The 13652-nt window shown below is 71.5% G+C and carries 18 protein-coding genes; 6 read left to right on the plus strand and 12 right to left on the minus strand.

Annotated features, from left to right (window positions below):
• Window positions 1-443 precede the first annotated feature (443 nt).
• The 6 genes from ACZ5XS_RS45045 to ACZ5XS_RS45070 all read right to left on the minus strand — a co-directional run bounded on the left by ACZ5XS_RS45045 (window position 444) and on the right by ACZ5XS_RS45070 (window position 3409).
• Window positions 444-959 (minus strand): hypothetical protein, encoded by a 516-nt coding sequence (locus ACZ5XS_RS45045; RefSeq protein ID WP_468661520.1) that lies wholly within the window; start codon window positions 957-959, stop codon window positions 444-446.
• Window positions 956-1687: a hypothetical protein gene (locus ACZ5XS_RS45050; protein ID WP_468661521.1), complete on the minus strand. Its 732-nt coding sequence runs from the start codon at window positions 1685-1687 to the stop codon at window positions 956-958. Before ACZ5XS_RS45050 ends, ACZ5XS_RS45045 begins: the two co-directional genes overlap by 4 nt.
• A 119-nt stretch (window positions 1688-1806) precedes the next feature.
• A complete protein-coding gene (locus tag ACZ5XS_RS45055; protein ID WP_468661522.1) occupies window positions 1807-2130 on the minus strand; it encodes a hypothetical protein in 324 nt (107 codons plus the stop codon).
• Window positions 2127-2417, minus strand: a complete 291-nt coding sequence (locus ACZ5XS_RS45060; RefSeq protein WP_235449673.1) for a hypothetical protein — start codon at window positions 2415-2417, stop codon at window positions 2127-2129. Before ACZ5XS_RS45060 ends, ACZ5XS_RS45055 begins: the two co-directional genes overlap by 4 nt.
• On the minus strand, window positions 2414-2899 hold the full coding sequence (locus ACZ5XS_RS45065) for a hypothetical protein (protein ID WP_468661523.1): 486 nt from the start codon (window positions 2897-2899) through the stop codon (window positions 2414-2416). The genes ACZ5XS_RS45060 and ACZ5XS_RS45065 overlap by 4 nt, the downstream gene beginning before the upstream one ends.
• A gap of 15 nt (window positions 2900-2914) precedes the next feature.
• Window positions 2915-3409 carry a hypothetical protein gene (locus ACZ5XS_RS45070; protein WP_468661524.1) on the minus strand — a complete coding sequence of 165 codons (495 nt, stop codon included), beginning with the start codon at window positions 3407-3409 and terminating at the stop codon, window positions 2915-2917.
• Between the two features lie 227 nt (window positions 3410-3636).
• On the opposite strand from ACZ5XS_RS45070, the gene ACZ5XS_RS45075 reads away from it, so the two are divergent.
• From ACZ5XS_RS45075 to ACZ5XS_RS45090, 4 genes are all read left to right on the plus strand, one after another.
• On the plus strand, window positions 3637-4293 hold the full coding sequence (locus ACZ5XS_RS45075) for a hypothetical protein (protein ID WP_468661525.1): 657 nt from the start codon (window positions 3637-3639) through the stop codon (window positions 4291-4293).
• 113 nt (window positions 4294-4406) lie between these two features.
• Window positions 4407-4964 (plus strand): hypothetical protein, encoded by a 558-nt coding sequence (locus ACZ5XS_RS45080; RefSeq protein ID WP_468661526.1) that lies wholly within the window; start codon window positions 4407-4409, stop codon window positions 4962-4964.
• 179 nt (window positions 4965-5143) lie between these two features.
• Window positions 5144-6475 (plus strand): exonuclease domain-containing protein, encoded by a 1332-nt coding sequence (locus ACZ5XS_RS45085; protein ID WP_468661527.1) that lies wholly within the window; start codon window positions 5144-5146, stop codon window positions 6473-6475.
• Window positions 6476-6491: 16 nt separating this feature from the next.
• Window positions 6492-6755, plus strand: a complete 264-nt coding sequence (locus ACZ5XS_RS45090) for a hypothetical protein (protein ID WP_384526695.1) — start codon at window positions 6492-6494, stop codon at window positions 6753-6755.
• 72 nt (window positions 6756-6827) lie between these two features.
• Here ACZ5XS_RS45090 and ACZ5XS_RS45095 read toward each other — a convergent pair whose 3' ends face one another.
• Window positions 6828-7025 carry a hypothetical protein gene (locus ACZ5XS_RS45095; protein WP_468661528.1) on the minus strand — a complete coding sequence of 66 codons (198 nt, stop codon included), beginning with the start codon at window positions 7023-7025 and terminating at the stop codon, window positions 6828-6830.
• A 385-nt stretch (window positions 7026-7410) separates the two neighbouring features.
• Here ACZ5XS_RS45095 and ACZ5XS_RS45100 point away from each other — a divergent pair, with 385 nt between their 5' ends.
• Window positions 7411-8151, plus strand: coding sequence for a nuclease-related domain-containing protein (locus ACZ5XS_RS45100; protein WP_468661529.1), 741 nt, complete (start codon window positions 7411-7413; stop codon window positions 8149-8151).
• 50 nt (window positions 8152-8201) lie between these two features.
• On the opposite strand, the gene ACZ5XS_RS45105 is transcribed toward ACZ5XS_RS45100, so the two are convergent.
• Window positions 8202-9095 carry a recombinase family protein gene (locus ACZ5XS_RS45105; RefSeq protein ID WP_468661530.1) on the minus strand — a complete coding sequence of 298 codons (894 nt, stop codon included), beginning with the start codon at window positions 9093-9095 and terminating at the stop codon, window positions 8202-8204.
• Here ACZ5XS_RS45105 and ACZ5XS_RS45110 point away from each other — a divergent pair.
• On the plus strand, window positions 9094-9327 hold the full coding sequence (locus ACZ5XS_RS45110) for a hypothetical protein (RefSeq protein WP_468661531.1): 234 nt from the start codon (window positions 9094-9096) through the stop codon (window positions 9325-9327). The genes ACZ5XS_RS45105 and ACZ5XS_RS45110 overlap by 2 nt on opposite strands.
• Window positions 9328-9421: 94 nt before the next feature.
• Here ACZ5XS_RS45110 and ACZ5XS_RS45115 read toward each other — a convergent pair whose 3' ends face one another.
• The 4 genes from ACZ5XS_RS45115 to ACZ5XS_RS45130 form a co-directional block, all read right to left on the minus strand.
• Window positions 9422-9883: a RapZ C-terminal domain-containing protein gene (locus tag ACZ5XS_RS45115; RefSeq protein ID WP_468661532.1), complete on the minus strand. Its 462-nt coding sequence runs from the start codon at window positions 9881-9883 to the stop codon at window positions 9422-9424.
• A complete protein-coding gene (locus tag ACZ5XS_RS45120; protein WP_468661533.1) occupies window positions 9880-10431 on the minus strand; it encodes a hypothetical protein in 552 nt (183 codons plus the stop codon). The genes ACZ5XS_RS45115 and ACZ5XS_RS45120 overlap by 4 nt, the downstream gene beginning before the upstream one ends.
• 1522 nt (window positions 10432-11953) lie before the next feature.
• On the minus strand, window positions 11954-12214 hold the full coding sequence (locus ACZ5XS_RS45125; RefSeq protein WP_468661534.1) for a hypothetical protein: 261 nt from the start codon (window positions 12212-12214) through the stop codon (window positions 11954-11956).
• A gap of 130 nt (window positions 12215-12344) precedes the next feature.
• Window positions 12345-13652 (minus strand): hypothetical protein (locus tag ACZ5XS_RS45130; protein ID WP_468661535.1); only part of this gene is annotated, 1308 nt, incomplete at its 5' end.

Consider the following 13652-nt stretch of genomic DNA (forward strand, 5'->3'; position numbering starts at 1 on the left):
AGAGGGTGCCCCTCTCGCAAGTGTTGACCCCGACCGGTGGGCACCCGGTAGGCTGCGCCACAGACGACATGAGGCCCGACCCCCGGACTGGGGGCGGGCCTCGACTGTTACCAAGCGTGTTTTTCGGCGGCGACGTCGCCGGGGTGGCCGGCGGCCGCGACCGATGGTCGGTCTAGCGTGGACACGCTGTGAACCGCACGCCCGGCGGACCTTCGCGCGGGCCGCGAAACCGGCCCGCGGCCGCCCCTCCGCCATAGCGTGGACATGCTGTGAACCGCGCCCGGGGGGCGGCCCGCACGGCGGCCGCTACGGCGGGCCCGGCCACCCGCACGCCGTAGCGTGGACACGCTTGAATCTGTCGACGACACCGACCGCCCGGCGGGCTAAGCGGAACCGCGCTTCCTCGGCCTGCTACAGCGTGTCCACGCTGCGAACTGCGCCCTTCACCAAAGGCTGTCCTGGTGCTCCCCCGAGGGGTGGCCGGCCGCGAGCGCGGCCGCGATGGCGGCGGACTCCCCTCCCGGCCCGGCGGCCAGGATCGCGTCCCGTACCGCGACCGCCCGCCCCGCCGCGCCCCGCACGTCCGCGAGCGCGTGACCGGTCAGCCCTCGGCGGGCGGCGTAGTCCACGATGTTCTGCAGCCGCTCCCCCACCAGCCAGTGGTCCGGGTTCTGACAGCTGCTCTCGTCGCACGTGTGCCGGACCACGGCGCCGTTCCGCAGTGCGGCCGCGCCGTGGCAGATGACGAACCCCAGGACGTGGGCCGACACCACGCGGGAGGTGCCCGCCGGGCGGCTGCCCGCCCGGAGCTTCCCGTGCCCGGAGTCGCTGATGGCTCCGAGCCACCAGTGGCACGGGGTCGGGCCGGGGCCGCGGTACACCTTCGCCTCGTACCGGGCGGCGGTCGCCGGGTCGGCGGCTAGGGCGTCCCAGGGAACCGCGGGGGTCGGCTCGCTCATGCGGCGGCCTCGTCCGGCTCGGCGTCCTCGGCGGACTCCTCGGGCTCGAACGGTTCCCGGCACTCGCCACACAGGATCGCCCCGCCCTCCAACAGCTTCGGGGTGACCTGCATCCGGCGGGGCTTCTCGCACGCGCACGCCACGGCCAGACGCTTGCCTGCCCGGCCCTTCCCGCCGCGCGGGCCTTCCTTCTTCCCGTCCTCGTCCTGCTCCTGGTCCCCGTCCTCGTCGGGGGCCTCGATCCGGGCCAGGGCGGCGGCGTCCAACTTCCTGATGACGGACGCGTACCGGCTGACGGTGGCGGCGGTGATCAGGGCCTCCGAGAAGCCGATGACCTTCTCCGCCCGCTTCGGCGGCTCCAGCCCCACCTCCTCGGCCAGGGCCGCGAACTTCCGGTTGTGCCAGCGGCCCGCACACGAGGTGTCCCGGATGCCCCGGGCGGCCGCGAGCGCGTGCGCGGCCTCGTGCAGCGCGGTCTCCACCACGATCTGCCCGCCCGCGGCGATGGCCTCGCCGGAGATGAACAGCTCCGCGCGGCGACCGCCGGCCGCCGCGTCCAGCCACCGGTCCGCCGTGTGGTGCCCCAACTTCGGCCGCTTCCGGTTCCGGCCCTGTGTCCCCGTGCCGGTGATCATCACGACGTCGGGGAGGTCGGGGTGCTGCCGCTGGAATGCGGCCCAGGTCGATTCCAGCGCGGTGGCGATCCGGGTTCCCTCGTGAGTCGGCATGTCTCAGATCGTAGCGTGAACACGCTATGAAGCGAGAGAGGTTCGGACGGGCTGGAATGGCGACGGCCGCCGCTGGAACTCGCGTTCCAGCGGCGGCCGGTCGTGGTGCTGAGGGTCGGTCAGTCGTCGTACTCGTATGCGTCAGTCACGAGGTCGCCCCATCCCGCGTGCCCCCGCCATTCCAGGCGGTGCCGGAGCATCGCGGCGGCGTCGGCCTCGCTGACCTCCAGCGCGAAGTGCTCCCGCGCGGCCGTGAGGACGTCGCCCACCGTGACCCGTAACGGCCAGACGACGTGAAGGTCTGTCACCGGTTCGGAGAGGCGGGCCCGCACCGCCGCGGTGACGGCCATGTCCGTGGCCTGCTGCACCTGAGCCTGGAAGTGCCGGGCCTGCTGTTCGGCGGCCAGGCGTTCGCGCCGCCGGCGGATGGCTCGCAGGATCACCACTCCTCCTTCGGGTGCGGCTCGACGTGCCCGCAGTAGTGGCACCTCGCCCCCGCCGGAAGGTCGACCGTCGTCCCGGTGCAGCGCGGGCACTCCCCCAGTTCCAGCACCGGACCGGTGCCCCGGACGCACCCGGGGCACCGGTGCCCGTCGTCGCCGTAGGTCCACCCGGCGCGCTTCATGACGTCCTCGAACTCGTCGGTGTCCAGCGCGTACGGGTCGTCCACGGGTTCCAGGAACAGCGCGACGCACCCGTCGCGGTCGCACGTCACGGCGTCTCGGATCACCGGTCCTCCTCGGCGGCCGCCGACTCGTCGTCGGCCAGCTCGGTGAGCGCGTGCGCCTCCTGGTGCTGCTCGGCGGTGAAGCCGATCGGTCGGCGGCCCTCGCGCTCGTCGCCCTCGTACAGGCGGCGCTGCCCGTCCGCGTAGGACCGGAGCACGTCGCGGGCCTCGTCCGGGGTGCAGTCCAGCGCGGCCGCCACCTCGTTCCAGGTCGCGCCCAACTGCAGGGCCTCGTGCACGGTGCTCGGGCGGTAGTGCAGCGCGGTACGGCGGATGGCCTCCCCCAGGGCCAGCGTCGCGAGCGCGTCGGCCGCGGTGCCGCGCTCGACCTCGTGCGGGAAGTCGGCGGGCAGGCGACGGTTCGACAGCCGCTCCTCGTGCTGGGAGTGCTTCTCCACCTGCCAGGTCAGCGGCACGGCCGGCGGGAGGTCGTCGGGTCGGCGGACCTGGAGGGCCTGGAAGTCCTTGTACGCGTCGGTGCTCACGGTGGTGGTCGCCCTTCAGCTGGTCGGGTAGAGGTCGGCGCGGGGGGTGTTCTCGGTGAGCCAGCGGCGGTACGAGTGGGTGCGCCCCTCGACGGCCAGGCGGTCGTACCGCTCCTTCACCGTGGTGTGGTGCTGGCCGATCGCCTCGGCCAGCTCGCGGAACGACATCTTGTCGCGGTCGGCCTCCGGCTCGCGGGCCGCCAGCATCAGCTCCTCCTCGATGGCGGCCAGTCGCTGCTTCAGGCGCCGGATGTCGCGCAGTCCGTCCCAAATCAGCTTCTGTTCCAGCGGCTTGCCGGACTGGATGGCGTCCATCGCCAGGATGGCGGTGTCCGCCTCGTCCGCGATGCTCCACTGCTTCCCGCCGTGGAACGCGAGCGTGTACGTGTGCACGTCGTCCGGCCAGTACGCGGTCCGGCCGGAGACCTCGCGGGGTTCCAGTCCGGGCCGGTTCGCGGTCATCGGCTCCTCCGCCGGGTGCGGGAGCGGCCGGTGCTGAGAGGTCGTCATGTACGGTTCCCTTCGTCGGTGTTGGGGTTCCCCAACACCCTTAACTGTAGGGGTTCCCCTACAGTCGGTGCAAGCGGTTCGACCCATCCCGTCCGGCCAGTTCTGTGGCCGGTCTCGTCCCGGCTGGCGGGTCGCTCCCGCGAGCGGGTATCTCTACGGACACGTACAGACGGCGGGGCGGTGATGGGGAGTTGACCCAGGTGGAGCTGTGGTGGAGACGACCTCCCGTGCCCGGGTCGCGTCGCTCGCAACGACAGCGCGCGGTTGCGGAGCTGCGGGCACAGGGTCGGTACGGCCCGGAACTGCGCGACGTACTGCCCGCGTTCGTCGGGCTCGGCTTCGCCGTGGCGGGCCCGGTCGTCCTCCTCGTCTGGCTGCACCGCGCCCTCGGCGTCGGCGGCCTGGTGCTCGGCGTCGCCCTGCTCGCGGCCGCCACGGTGGTGGGGATGCGCTGGCGCCGGGCGGCGGCCCGCCGGCGCGGCGGCATCTACACCTCGGCCGAACTCGCCGTGCTCGATGACCACGGCCTGGCGGCGGCCGCCGAACGGATGCTGCGCCGCGACGGCTGGCACGTCATCGCGATGCCGGACGAGGGACGGCCCCGCCTGTACGCACGCGACCGCGGCGGCCGCCAGCTCGATGTCGGGTTCCGCCCGGCGGACGAGGTGGCGGACGAGGACGCGCCGACCGGTCCGGCTCCGCTGCGGGAGGCGGGCCGCCCCGGGGTCGACAACCTGATTCGTGTGGTGGTCAGCAGGGGCTCGTACAGCCGCACGGATGTGCTGTGGGCGTCCCGCCAGGGCGGGGTCCACCTGGTCGACGGTCGCCAGCTGCAGCAGTGGGCCGCCGGGGCATCCCTGGACGACCTGGGCCTTCCTGGCTGACGGCCATTGCAAGATCGTTTAGGGGAAGCGCGGCGCGCTCGACAAAAGGAGATCCTTTTAATGCACTCCGGGCGCGGGGCGCTCGCGGAAAGGATCTCCTTTAGAATTGGCGCATGGAGAAAATCGGCGTCACTGCCTGGATCACCGCGTCACAAGCGGGCGCGCTCGCGCTGCTCGATAAGCGGCGGCGGCTGGAGGAGAAAGAGACTGTGCGGGAGCTGGTGGCCTCCGGCATTCGGCCGCGCGACGCTCGCGTACAGGTCGCGCGTATGCGTCCGGAGCACTGGCCCGCGCTGGAGGTCGTCGTGGGTGAGGCGGTCCGCCGGCGCCTGGCGGACGAGGACCTGGTGGGCCCGTGGGCTCCGCTCACGCAATCCGACCTCGACCGCCTCGCGCTGTCCGGCCGCTGGCCCGGCGCGAGTGCTGGAATCACGCTGGTACAGCGGAACTACGCCTTTCCGGCGGACCTCGTTCTGCAGCTGCGGACCGCCTCGTGGCGGGTCTCGGAGAAGCCTCTGGCCCGGCTGTACGACCTCGGCCTGGTCGGCTCCGGGCTGCGGCTGACAGAGGAACAGAAGACCCGACGCGACGAACTCGCGCGCCTGCTCTACCCGCCCGCCCGGATCATCCGGGAGGCCCTGGCGGCGTACGGCCCTCACTCGAACGAGTGACGGCCCCGGCCGGTCAATTAAAAGGATCTCCTTTAAGAGAATCCGGCTTTGCGCGCACAGTTTTAAGCGCCCTCCGGCCTTTTCGATTTCCCCGGATGGTCTAGTTTGAAAAGCGGCCCGAATGGGGTCTATAAATGCTAGCGTCGGGAATTCCGGCGGACTGTCCTCGGGAGGTACGGGTGAGCACGGCAACGACGACACGCGCGGCGGGGACGGTCCCGGCCAGTCGTGAAAGCGCAGATCAGGCCCCGGATCGGGTGCCGCGCGGGGAGCCCTACGGCTTCACGGACGGGGTGCCCGTCTACCGATGGGGGCAGGCGCCGGCGTACCTGCGAACGCAGACACAACTGGGCCAGGCCCGGCTGAAGCTGGCGGACGGTCAGCCCGTCCTCGCGTACCTCTACCTGCGCAAGCACGACGTGGAGGTACCGCTGTACGACCCTGCGGCCGCGGTGAAAATGCGGCCGCTGGCCTCGGCGGTGAAGAAGCGCATGGAGGCGGCCCGCACCTGCCCGGAGTGCGGCAAGGTACGCGAGCACCGGTTGAACGGCCGCCCCTGCTCACAGTGCTGGCACAAGGCACAGATGGCCCGGCAACGCGAGCGGGCCCGGACGTGCTGGGACTGCGGGGCGGTGCGCGAGCGCCCGTACCCGGCAGCACACAACCGGTGCCAGAGCTGCCGTCGTGCCCAGCTCGCGAAGGAACGGGCCCGGAAGGCTGAGGCGGTGCTGTACTCCATCACCTGCCCCGGGCGGGACTGCTCGGTGAAGACGGCCACCAAAGCGGCCGTGCGCCGCTGGCGGGAGGCGAACCCGTACGGGTACTGGCGGCCGCGGTGGTGCTCGCCGTGCGAGGAACGCGAGACTCGGGAACAGGCGGAAGCCGAACGGCGCGCGGTGGAGGCCCGGGAGGCTGAGCGGGAGGCCCGGCGCCGGCGGGTGCTCGAACTGCAGGAGTGGGCGGCGGCCGCGCTCGCGGACGAGGCCCTGGTGGTCCTCGACACGGAGACGACGGGACTCGACGCGGAAGCGTGCGTGGTGGAACTCGCGGTCATCTCCGGCTCCGGGGACGTCCTGGTGGACACCCTGGTGAACCCCGGACGGCCGATCCCGGCGGACGCCTCGGAGATCCACGGCATCACAGACGAGGCGGTGGCCTCGGCCCCGACCTTCGGTCAGATCCTCGTCAGCCTCACGGCCGCGCTCGACGGTCGACGGTGCCTGATCTGGAACGCCCCGTACGACAAGGGACGGCTGCGCTGGGAGCTGATCCGGCACTACCGGGAGGTCGGTCACGAGGACCCGGCGGCGTCGGCGGCGGCCTGGCTGGAGGGCATGACGCTGGAGGACGCGATGGTGCCGTACTCCGACTGGTACGGCGACTGGTCGGACTACTGGGGCAACTACAGCTGGCAGGCGCTCGGCGGCGGCCACCGTGCCCTGGGCGACGTCCGGGCAGTGCTCGACCGACTCCGCGAGATGGCCACGCCCGTGGCCTCCTCGGTCGTCTGAGAAGGGGGTTCACCTCATGGTGCAGATCAGGGTCATGACGGACGATCGCGAGCGGGGCGAGCGGGTGGTGGAGATCCTGCTGCCGCTCCTACAGGCGTGCACCGCGCTGCAGGCTGGTGAGCCGACTCGGCTCACGCACCGCGGCGGCGGCTTGCGCCTGGTGCTCGACGTCCAGCCGGACGAGGGCGCCACCTCGGTGCGGGTCGACCGTGCGGACACCCCGGCTCGGCCGGAGCGAACGGCCCGCCGGCGTCGGGCACTTCCCCCAGGATCGCGGTAACAGTCCGGGCGACTGTTACCCCACCTGACCTGGGGAAGTTCCAAAAATCCGACCTCAAATGAGGGCCCAAAACTAGAAGCGGGCGCCCCCGGTGCCCAACGTGCGGCGGCCCGACGGCCGCTCCTCCACCACCTCGACCTCGACGGCCAGGGCGGGCGGCTCGACGGCTGCCCGCTCTGCTGCTGTCTGGCCGCGCTCGCGGTAGTCGCCAATTGGCGACTGCTCCTCGGCGGGGCGGGGTCCGGTGCCCAACGGGCGGCGGCTGTTCACTGCCCAAGTCTCCCAGTTCGCCGAACGGGTCGGGCCCACCGTGCCGCGCTGAGCGGAGCGCCCACGACGGGCTCGGCCACCTCGCGGCAGCTGCTGCTCCCCCTCAGCCACGGCCGGCGGTGCGGTCTCCTCACGCGCCCGTCATCCGTGACGGCGGGAGTACGGCGCCCGGCCCGACTCCGGCGGAGTCGACGGCGAACCGGACCTGGCCGCCCCTCCCCCCTCTCACCGCTGCCGTCCTTTGGCACCCCGGACGGGCCGCAGTCGGCAACGAGAGGCGGCTACGCGTGCCATGTGACGGTGGCCGGTCTTTCCGCCTGTGCGGTGTCACCCCGGGGCGCTACCGTCCCGGTACAGGCAGTGACCACACGGGAGGGGCGGCAGGATGACGACAGCGGGGCACCGGAGCGGGGCAGGCGCGAGCGCGGGCCGGATGGGTGAGGCGGCTCGTACAGCGGAGCGGGCGGCACAGCATCGACGGGCCCGGGTGCTGCTGCCGTTACTGGCGGCGGCCGCCGTGGTGGTCGGGTCGGCGGTCGGCTCGCTGACGAACTGGCAGCTCGGCCTGGTCGCTGCGCTGGCCGTGGCCGGGCTCGGCGTACGGCGGCTGTACCGCCGGGGCCACAACAGCTGGGAGGTGGGTGCCGCCGGGGAGGCGCGGACGGCCAAGCTCCTGGCCCCGCTCGTCCGCCGGGGCCACGCCGTGGTCCTCCACGATCGGGCGATCCCTGGGAGTCGGGCGAACCTCGACCACCTCGCCTTCACGGCCGCCGGCGCCCTGTACGTCGACACGAAGAACTGGACGTCGGACAAGTCCCAGCTGACGGTGCAGGGCGGCACCCTCCGGTACGGCCGGTACGACCAGACCCGCGCTCTGCAGACGGTGGTTTGGGAGGCGGAACAGGCAGCTCGGGCGCTCGGCGTTCCGGTCCGGCCGGTGGTCGCCGTGCACGGGGCGAAGGTCCCGGCTCCGCGCGGACGCCTCGAACTGGGCGGCGTGACCGTGGTGGAGGCGAAGCGGCTGCGCGGCCTGCTCCGGAGCCTTCCTCCCCAACCCGGGTGGGACTCTGCCCGGCGGGCGGCGGTCGGGCAGCTGGCGGAACGGACGCTGCCCCCGGCTTGCTGACGAGGAACAGGCAGAAGGGCCCGGCCACTTGGTCGGGCCCTTCGTCGTCCCTACGCGGTGCGCTCGCGCCGGCGCAGGGTCGGCGGCCGGTCGGTCGTGTTCGCGAGCATCCGGCGGACGGTCTCCGGGTGCCAGTGCTCCCCGCGCTTCGGGCGGAGCCCTTCGGCCTCCAGCGCGGCCGCGATCTCGCGCAACGACAGCTCGTCCTCGTCCCGGAGCTGGCGGGCGCGGGCTCGCCCCGCCTGCTCCATCTCCTCCTCGGTCAGTTCCTTCTTGTGCGCGGCCCATCCGTACGGCGGGGCGCCGTACGCGTACTGGCCCTTCTCCCCCTTGATGCGGCGGCCGCGGCGGAGCTTGGCCACGGTCATGCCTCGGTCCAACTGCGCGAACACGCCCATCATCTGGCGCATGGCGGTACGCATCGGGTCCTCGGGGTCGTCGGGCAGGATCTCGCCCTGATCGGCCATGAACGCGCGGCCGCCGTGCTTCCACGTCTGGGCTAGGGCTGCCTCCTGCACCACCAACTCGCGGGCCAGGCGGTCAAGGTTCGGCGCGACGATGCCGTGCACGCGCTTCTCCTCGATCCACAACAGGGCGTCGGCCAGCTCGGGCCGCTCGTCCCCGGCGACGGTGCCCGGCACCGCCTTCTCCACGAACAGCTTCACGAGGCGGTGGCCGTGCTCGCGGGTCCATCGGCGCACGATGCGTTCCTGGTCCTCCAGCCCGAACCCGTCCAGCTGACTGCCGGTCGACACTCGGATGTATCCCGCCAGGCCCAACCGCATCTGATCGCCTCCAACGCTCTGACCTGCACTGTCACAGTAATTGGCATAACTGTGACATCGAACAGACCCTATCCGGGCCTCGACGGCTGGTTCTGAGGGCGCGTCAGCCGCGCTCGCCGGAAACTGTCCACAGGGGAACCGTTCGAGACTGCCGACCATGAACACGAACACGCGCCGCTGGCGCTCTCACGTCCTGGTCCTCCTCGTCGCTCCGTGCGTCCTGCTCGCGGAGCTGGTCGTACTGCCCTTCGTCCTCGTCCGGCTCGCCGTGCGCGGGCACGCGGTCGGCTGCCTCCGCCGGGAGGGGCGCGGGTGCAGCTGCTTCCTGTCGTCCTGGCGGGCCGTGGGCCGCGGGCTGCGGAGCGGCTGGCGGGAGGCGTTCGGGTCCTGAGAACGGGGCAGGCCCCGCCCGGGTGGGCGGGGCCTGCTTGGCGTGGTCTCCTGGTGGCGCGTGTCCGGGGCCGGTTCCGACGGTCCCGGACACGTCACTTCTGCAGGATCGGCCGGTCGATGTGTCGGTGCTCGACCTCGCACCCGATCCCGGCGGCCCGCAGGTACACCGCGATCTCCTCGGCCACGGCCACCGAACGGTGACGGCCGCCACCACAGACCACGTGGACATCCACGCGGTACTGCTGCGGTCCGCCGGTCCACTGCTCGAGGTTGTCGCGCTGTAGCAGGATGCGCACCTTCTCGGCTGACTGGGCCACCAGCTCCTTCGCGCCGGGCGTCGCCATGACGTACCGGCGGACCTCCGGGTCCAGGCCGTTGCTGTGCAGCATCCGTTCGCGGACCTCGGGGTCCTCGGGCGGGTTGCGCAGGGGCCTGGTGTCGACCACCACGGCGTTGCCGCCCGGGTCGTCGTGGTGACCGGCGCCGTACGAGGTGATGACGCTCTGGAGGTGTCCGTCCCAGTACAGGGTGCTGAGGTCTTCCGGCTGGCTCATCGGGTGGGCTCCTCGGTGGTGTTGGCTGCGAGGAAGGCGCCGGCGGCGGCCGCGGCCTCCTCGCTCGTGTCGTACTCGGCCTTCTCGGGCGCCTCGCGCACCTGTCGGTTGGCGGCGGTGGCGATCCACCACCAACCCCCGTCCTCCGGGTGGAAGGACACTCGGGCCTCCCCGCCGAACGCCTGGAAGTGCACGGGCTCTTTGTTGGCGCGCTCGCTGAGGGCGCTCACGGCTCCGGGCCAGCGCTTGCGGGCGGCCTGGCGGGAGATCCCCCATGCGGCCCCCAGTTCGGCGTAGTTGGCGCCCTTGGCCCCAGCGGCGCGGGCGTACTTCTCCGCGAGCCCGTCCAGCTCCTCGTCCGCGTACTTGCACACGATCAGGCGGGCCAGCGGGATCTCCGGACGGGAGAGGTCCAGCACCTCCTGCTCGTCGTCGGGGCTGTCGGCGGTCAGGTCCGCGTACACCCGGTCTCCCAGCTTTTCCAGGGCCTTGTGCAGGGCCTTCCGGAGCTGTTCACGTTCTGCCGGTGTCGGCTCTTTCGTCTCCATATGACAACCCTAGCTGTCGTGAACCTGGGTTGTCACGGGAACCTAGGGTGTCGTTCTGAGCCAAAGCGAGGCCGGTTCCTGTCGAGAGGAAGGGGGTTCAGCCGAGATACGAGCCAACGGGGCAACAGGGTGATCTTGGAAGCCGAACCGTCGCGGTAAATGCCGGATTTACTGCGACGGAGCCCCGGCCGTGATCGTCGCGACCTGCGGCGGACCGCTCCGGACGCCGGGGCGAGGTGTACGCATTTACTGCGGCACCACCGTGCTGACCATGCGCTAAGCCGAGTCAAGATCCACTCATTGCCCCTTTGACCCGTATCTCGGTCACACCCCAAGGGCCCGGTGGGCGGCGGGGAGTCCTTCTCCTGCAGTCTTGATGGGAACGACTGTTCGGGCCTGAAGGACTGGCCTACGGCCAGACTGAACACCCCTGAGAGGGCCGATCCGGCTCTGTCTCCTCGTCAACCTCACCCCCGGTGGGGGTGGGCCGGATCGGCCCTCTCAGGAGCGGATAAGGAGCTTCGCGCGTTCCTTCTCGGGCCTTCGGCCCGGCGGTAAAGGACAAGCGCGAAGCGCTTGGCTGTTCTTTTGCTCCACCCGCGCACCCTCCGGGTGCCCAGGAGCGGGTGGAGACTTTTGGACCCCCCCTAGTAAGACGAACAGAGCTTCCCCAAGGGGTTTCTGACGTCTCACTAGGAGGGGCCGACTGCTGCTGATGTGCGTACTCCGGTACGCCCTATCGAGGCATCGCAATCGGTCGGCTACGGGTATTCGCACGCTTGCCACAGGACCGGTATGCGCAGTCAGGGCTGGGAGGTCGCTGTACTCCGGGAGGTCTGCCCTCCCGCCGGCTCGGGTCTGCCTTGTTCGCCATGGGATCACTCGCCATGGCAAGGCCGGTCTGCCTGCTGCTCGATTCACCATTTAGCGTCTACAGAGCCCTACGTGCCCGATCAGCGGGTGTCACGCCTGGCGCCTCTGCCTTACTCTCCCGGTGGCTTTGGCCGGGGTCGGTCTTGTTGACGCGGACCGTTGTCTACCGCGGGCTGGGTCCGGACTCCCTGCGCTCGCCACGCGCTGGGCCTCGGGCCGGTTTCCTGGGGCCGGTCTCCCATGGGTGCTGTCACGACCCGCGCCACCAATGGCGGGCCGCGTCCTGCTGCGACGTACGCAGGCAGGACGGGCGGTCCCCGGGCGGGGGACTCCTCAACGGCTTGGTGCCGGAGGAACGGGGTACGCGGTGGGTCGGTGACCTCCCTTCCGGACACACCGGAATGAGGGCGCACTGGGCCGCCACCGCAGCTTCTTGCTACGATGCGATCGCTCCTGGAGCTTCATGTGGGGGCACAACGAAGGCCCGGCCCCGGACTTGCGTCCGGCGCCTAGAAAACGGGCCTCACCTGTGGAAATAGGGACTCTCAGACGTCTGCCGCCAAGCTCTGACTGAGGTGGTCCCGCCGGACGATGCGGTGCCCTGATCTGAAGTTCGGGTCAGGGCCATTTGCATGTCCGGACGTTGTTGTCATCCGGTCTGGGGCAGCTCCTGGTGGGTGCTCGCGGCCGCCTTCGCGGTCTGCCTGGCCTTGCGGCGGGCTTCCCGCTTGTGCAGCTCCGTGAGGGCTTCCCGGAGCACTTCGGCGCCAGAGATGCCCATGTCCTGTACCAGCTCCTCGTACAACCCGCGTACGTAGTCGCCGGGCTTGAGCATCACGGTGGCGCGCAGGGGCTTGTCCGCCGGGAAGACTCCCGTGCGGCCCGGCTGCTGACGTCCTCGTACTGCCATGGGCAAGATCCTATCCACAAAGGGGGCGCGTGTGGACCACACTTTCGTGCGTGTCGTGGGACTTCCCGTGTGGCGGGAGGGGGACTTGTCGACTTCCCGTGTGGTGGGAAGGGCCAAAACCCCCGGAATTTCAGGGCTGTAGGGCGCGAGAGAGGTTCGCAAGCCGTCGCTGGACGTCGGCGCGGGCTCCACTCTTTCCGGGGACACGGGTCCGCAGGCTCAACAGCTCGGTGCCCAACTGCCGGACTCGCGCGGGGTCACTGACGAGGTGCCAGGCCCCGTGGGCGCGGTCGACTGCCTCGGCCACCTCGGGGTGGTGCTCGGATTGGTCGGCTGTCAGGCGGACCACGGCGGCCTGGAGCCACAGCTGACAGGCGCGGTCGGGGACGCCTTCCTGCAGCGCGAGGAACGCGCGGACCTCGATCCAGTGGGCTACCTCAACCGACTGGGCGCCGTGTGCCCGGAGGGCGGCCTGCTCGTACGAGGCGGCGATGGCGGCGGCTTCGCCGTGGCGGCCGGCGCGGCTCGCGTCCCGGATCGCCAGGTGAGGGTCCTCCTCGGCGGCGGCCGCGGTGGTCGACGTCGCCTCGGCCCTCGGTGCGGGCACGTCGACGTCGGGGTGCGGGGCGGCCTGGTCGACGGCCTGTCCTCCCAACCACAGGGTGGCGGCGTCCTCGACGGCGGCCGCGCGGGCGGCCTGGTGGTGCAGCTGCTCGGCGCTCGGCCGCGTCGGCGCGGTCCGGAGGATGTGCGCGAGCGCGTTCGTGTAGGAGGGGCTGGGACGGTGGCGGCGGTCCTGCAGCTGCACGGCGCCGTACAGGGCGAACGGTCCGGCCAGGGACTGCTCCTGGTGGACGAGGGCCTGCCAGACGTCCGTGTCGGCCGCCAGGTCGGCCACCACCGTGGTGGTGCCCGGCGGTCGGCGCTGCAGCTCGGCGCCGATCCAGTGCCACGGGAGCGCGGTGTACCGGATCGTGCGGGCGGTGGTGCGGGCCAGGGCCAGGTGGAGAAGGTGCTGACGCGGGTCGACGGCCAGGTGCCCGGCGACGTAGACGAGTAGCGGGCCCTCGACGGCGGCCGCGGTGCGGAGGTTCGTCAGCACGGTGTTGGGGTCGTCGGGGTTGGCCAGCTGTACGGCGCTCGCGTACGAGGTGCCGACCAGCCGCGCCGGCGGGACGGCGGCCAGCTGAGGCAACACCGTGGTGACCGCGAGCGGGTGTCGTACGGGCGGCTCGGCCGCGACCAGTAGTGCGTATCCCGGTTGTTCCCCCGTGCTGATCCCCATACCGAGCACCGTAACCGGCTGCTCGGCCCCTGTGCGGCCGTGCCGTACGTCCGGGCTGAGCGGGGTGGTTCCCTCGTTGGGCGGCAGGCGAAGCCCTACCGCGCCGTTCGTCGGCTGTCCAGGATCGGGCTTGCCCGACCGCGAAGCGGCGCC

This window comes from Streptomyces sp. NPDC033131 (assembly GCF_055578365.1).

Bases quoted from the DNA above. Each gene is read 5' to 3' on its own strand.
- ACZ5XS_RS45070 (WP_468661524.1), bottom strand. From the start codon at position 3,409: ATGACGACCTCTCAGCACCGGCCGCTCCCGCACCCGGCGGAGGAGCCG.
- ACZ5XS_RS45090 (WP_384526695.1), top strand. From the start codon at position 6,492: ATGGTGCAGATCAGGGTCATGACGGACGATCGCGAGCGGGGCGAGCGG.
- ACZ5XS_RS45050 (WP_468661521.1), bottom strand. From the start codon at position 1,687: ATGCCGACTCACGAGGGAACCCGGATCGCCACCGCGCTGGAATCGACC.
- ACZ5XS_RS45115 (WP_468661532.1), bottom strand. From the start codon at position 9,883: ATGAGCCAGCCGGAAGACCTCAGCACCCTGTACTGGGACGGACACCTC.
- ACZ5XS_RS45105 (WP_468661530.1), bottom strand. From the start codon at position 9,095: ATGGTCGGCAGTCTCGAACGGTTCCCCTGTGGACAGTTTCCGGCGAGC.
- ACZ5XS_RS45120 (WP_468661533.1), bottom strand. From the start codon at position 10,431: ATGGAGACGAAAGAGCCGACACCGGCAGAACGTGAACAGCTCCGGAAG.
- ACZ5XS_RS45080 (WP_468661526.1), top strand. From the start codon at position 4,407: ATGGAGAAAATCGGCGTCACTGCCTGGATCACCGCGTCACAAGCGGGC.
- ACZ5XS_RS45110 (WP_468661531.1), top strand. From the start codon at position 9,094: ATGAACACGAACACGCGCCGCTGGCGCTCTCACGTCCTGGTCCTCCTC.
- ACZ5XS_RS45045 (WP_468661520.1), bottom strand. From the start codon at position 959: ATGAGCGAGCCGACCCCCGCGGTTCCCTGGGACGCCCTAGCCGCCGAC.
- ACZ5XS_RS45100 (WP_468661529.1), top strand. From the start codon at position 7,411: ATGACGACAGCGGGGCACCGGAGCGGGGCAGGCGCGAGCGCGGGCCGG.
- ACZ5XS_RS45125 (WP_468661534.1), bottom strand. From the start codon at position 12,214: ATGGCAGTACGAGGACGTCAGCAGCCGGGCCGCACGGGAGTCTTCCCG.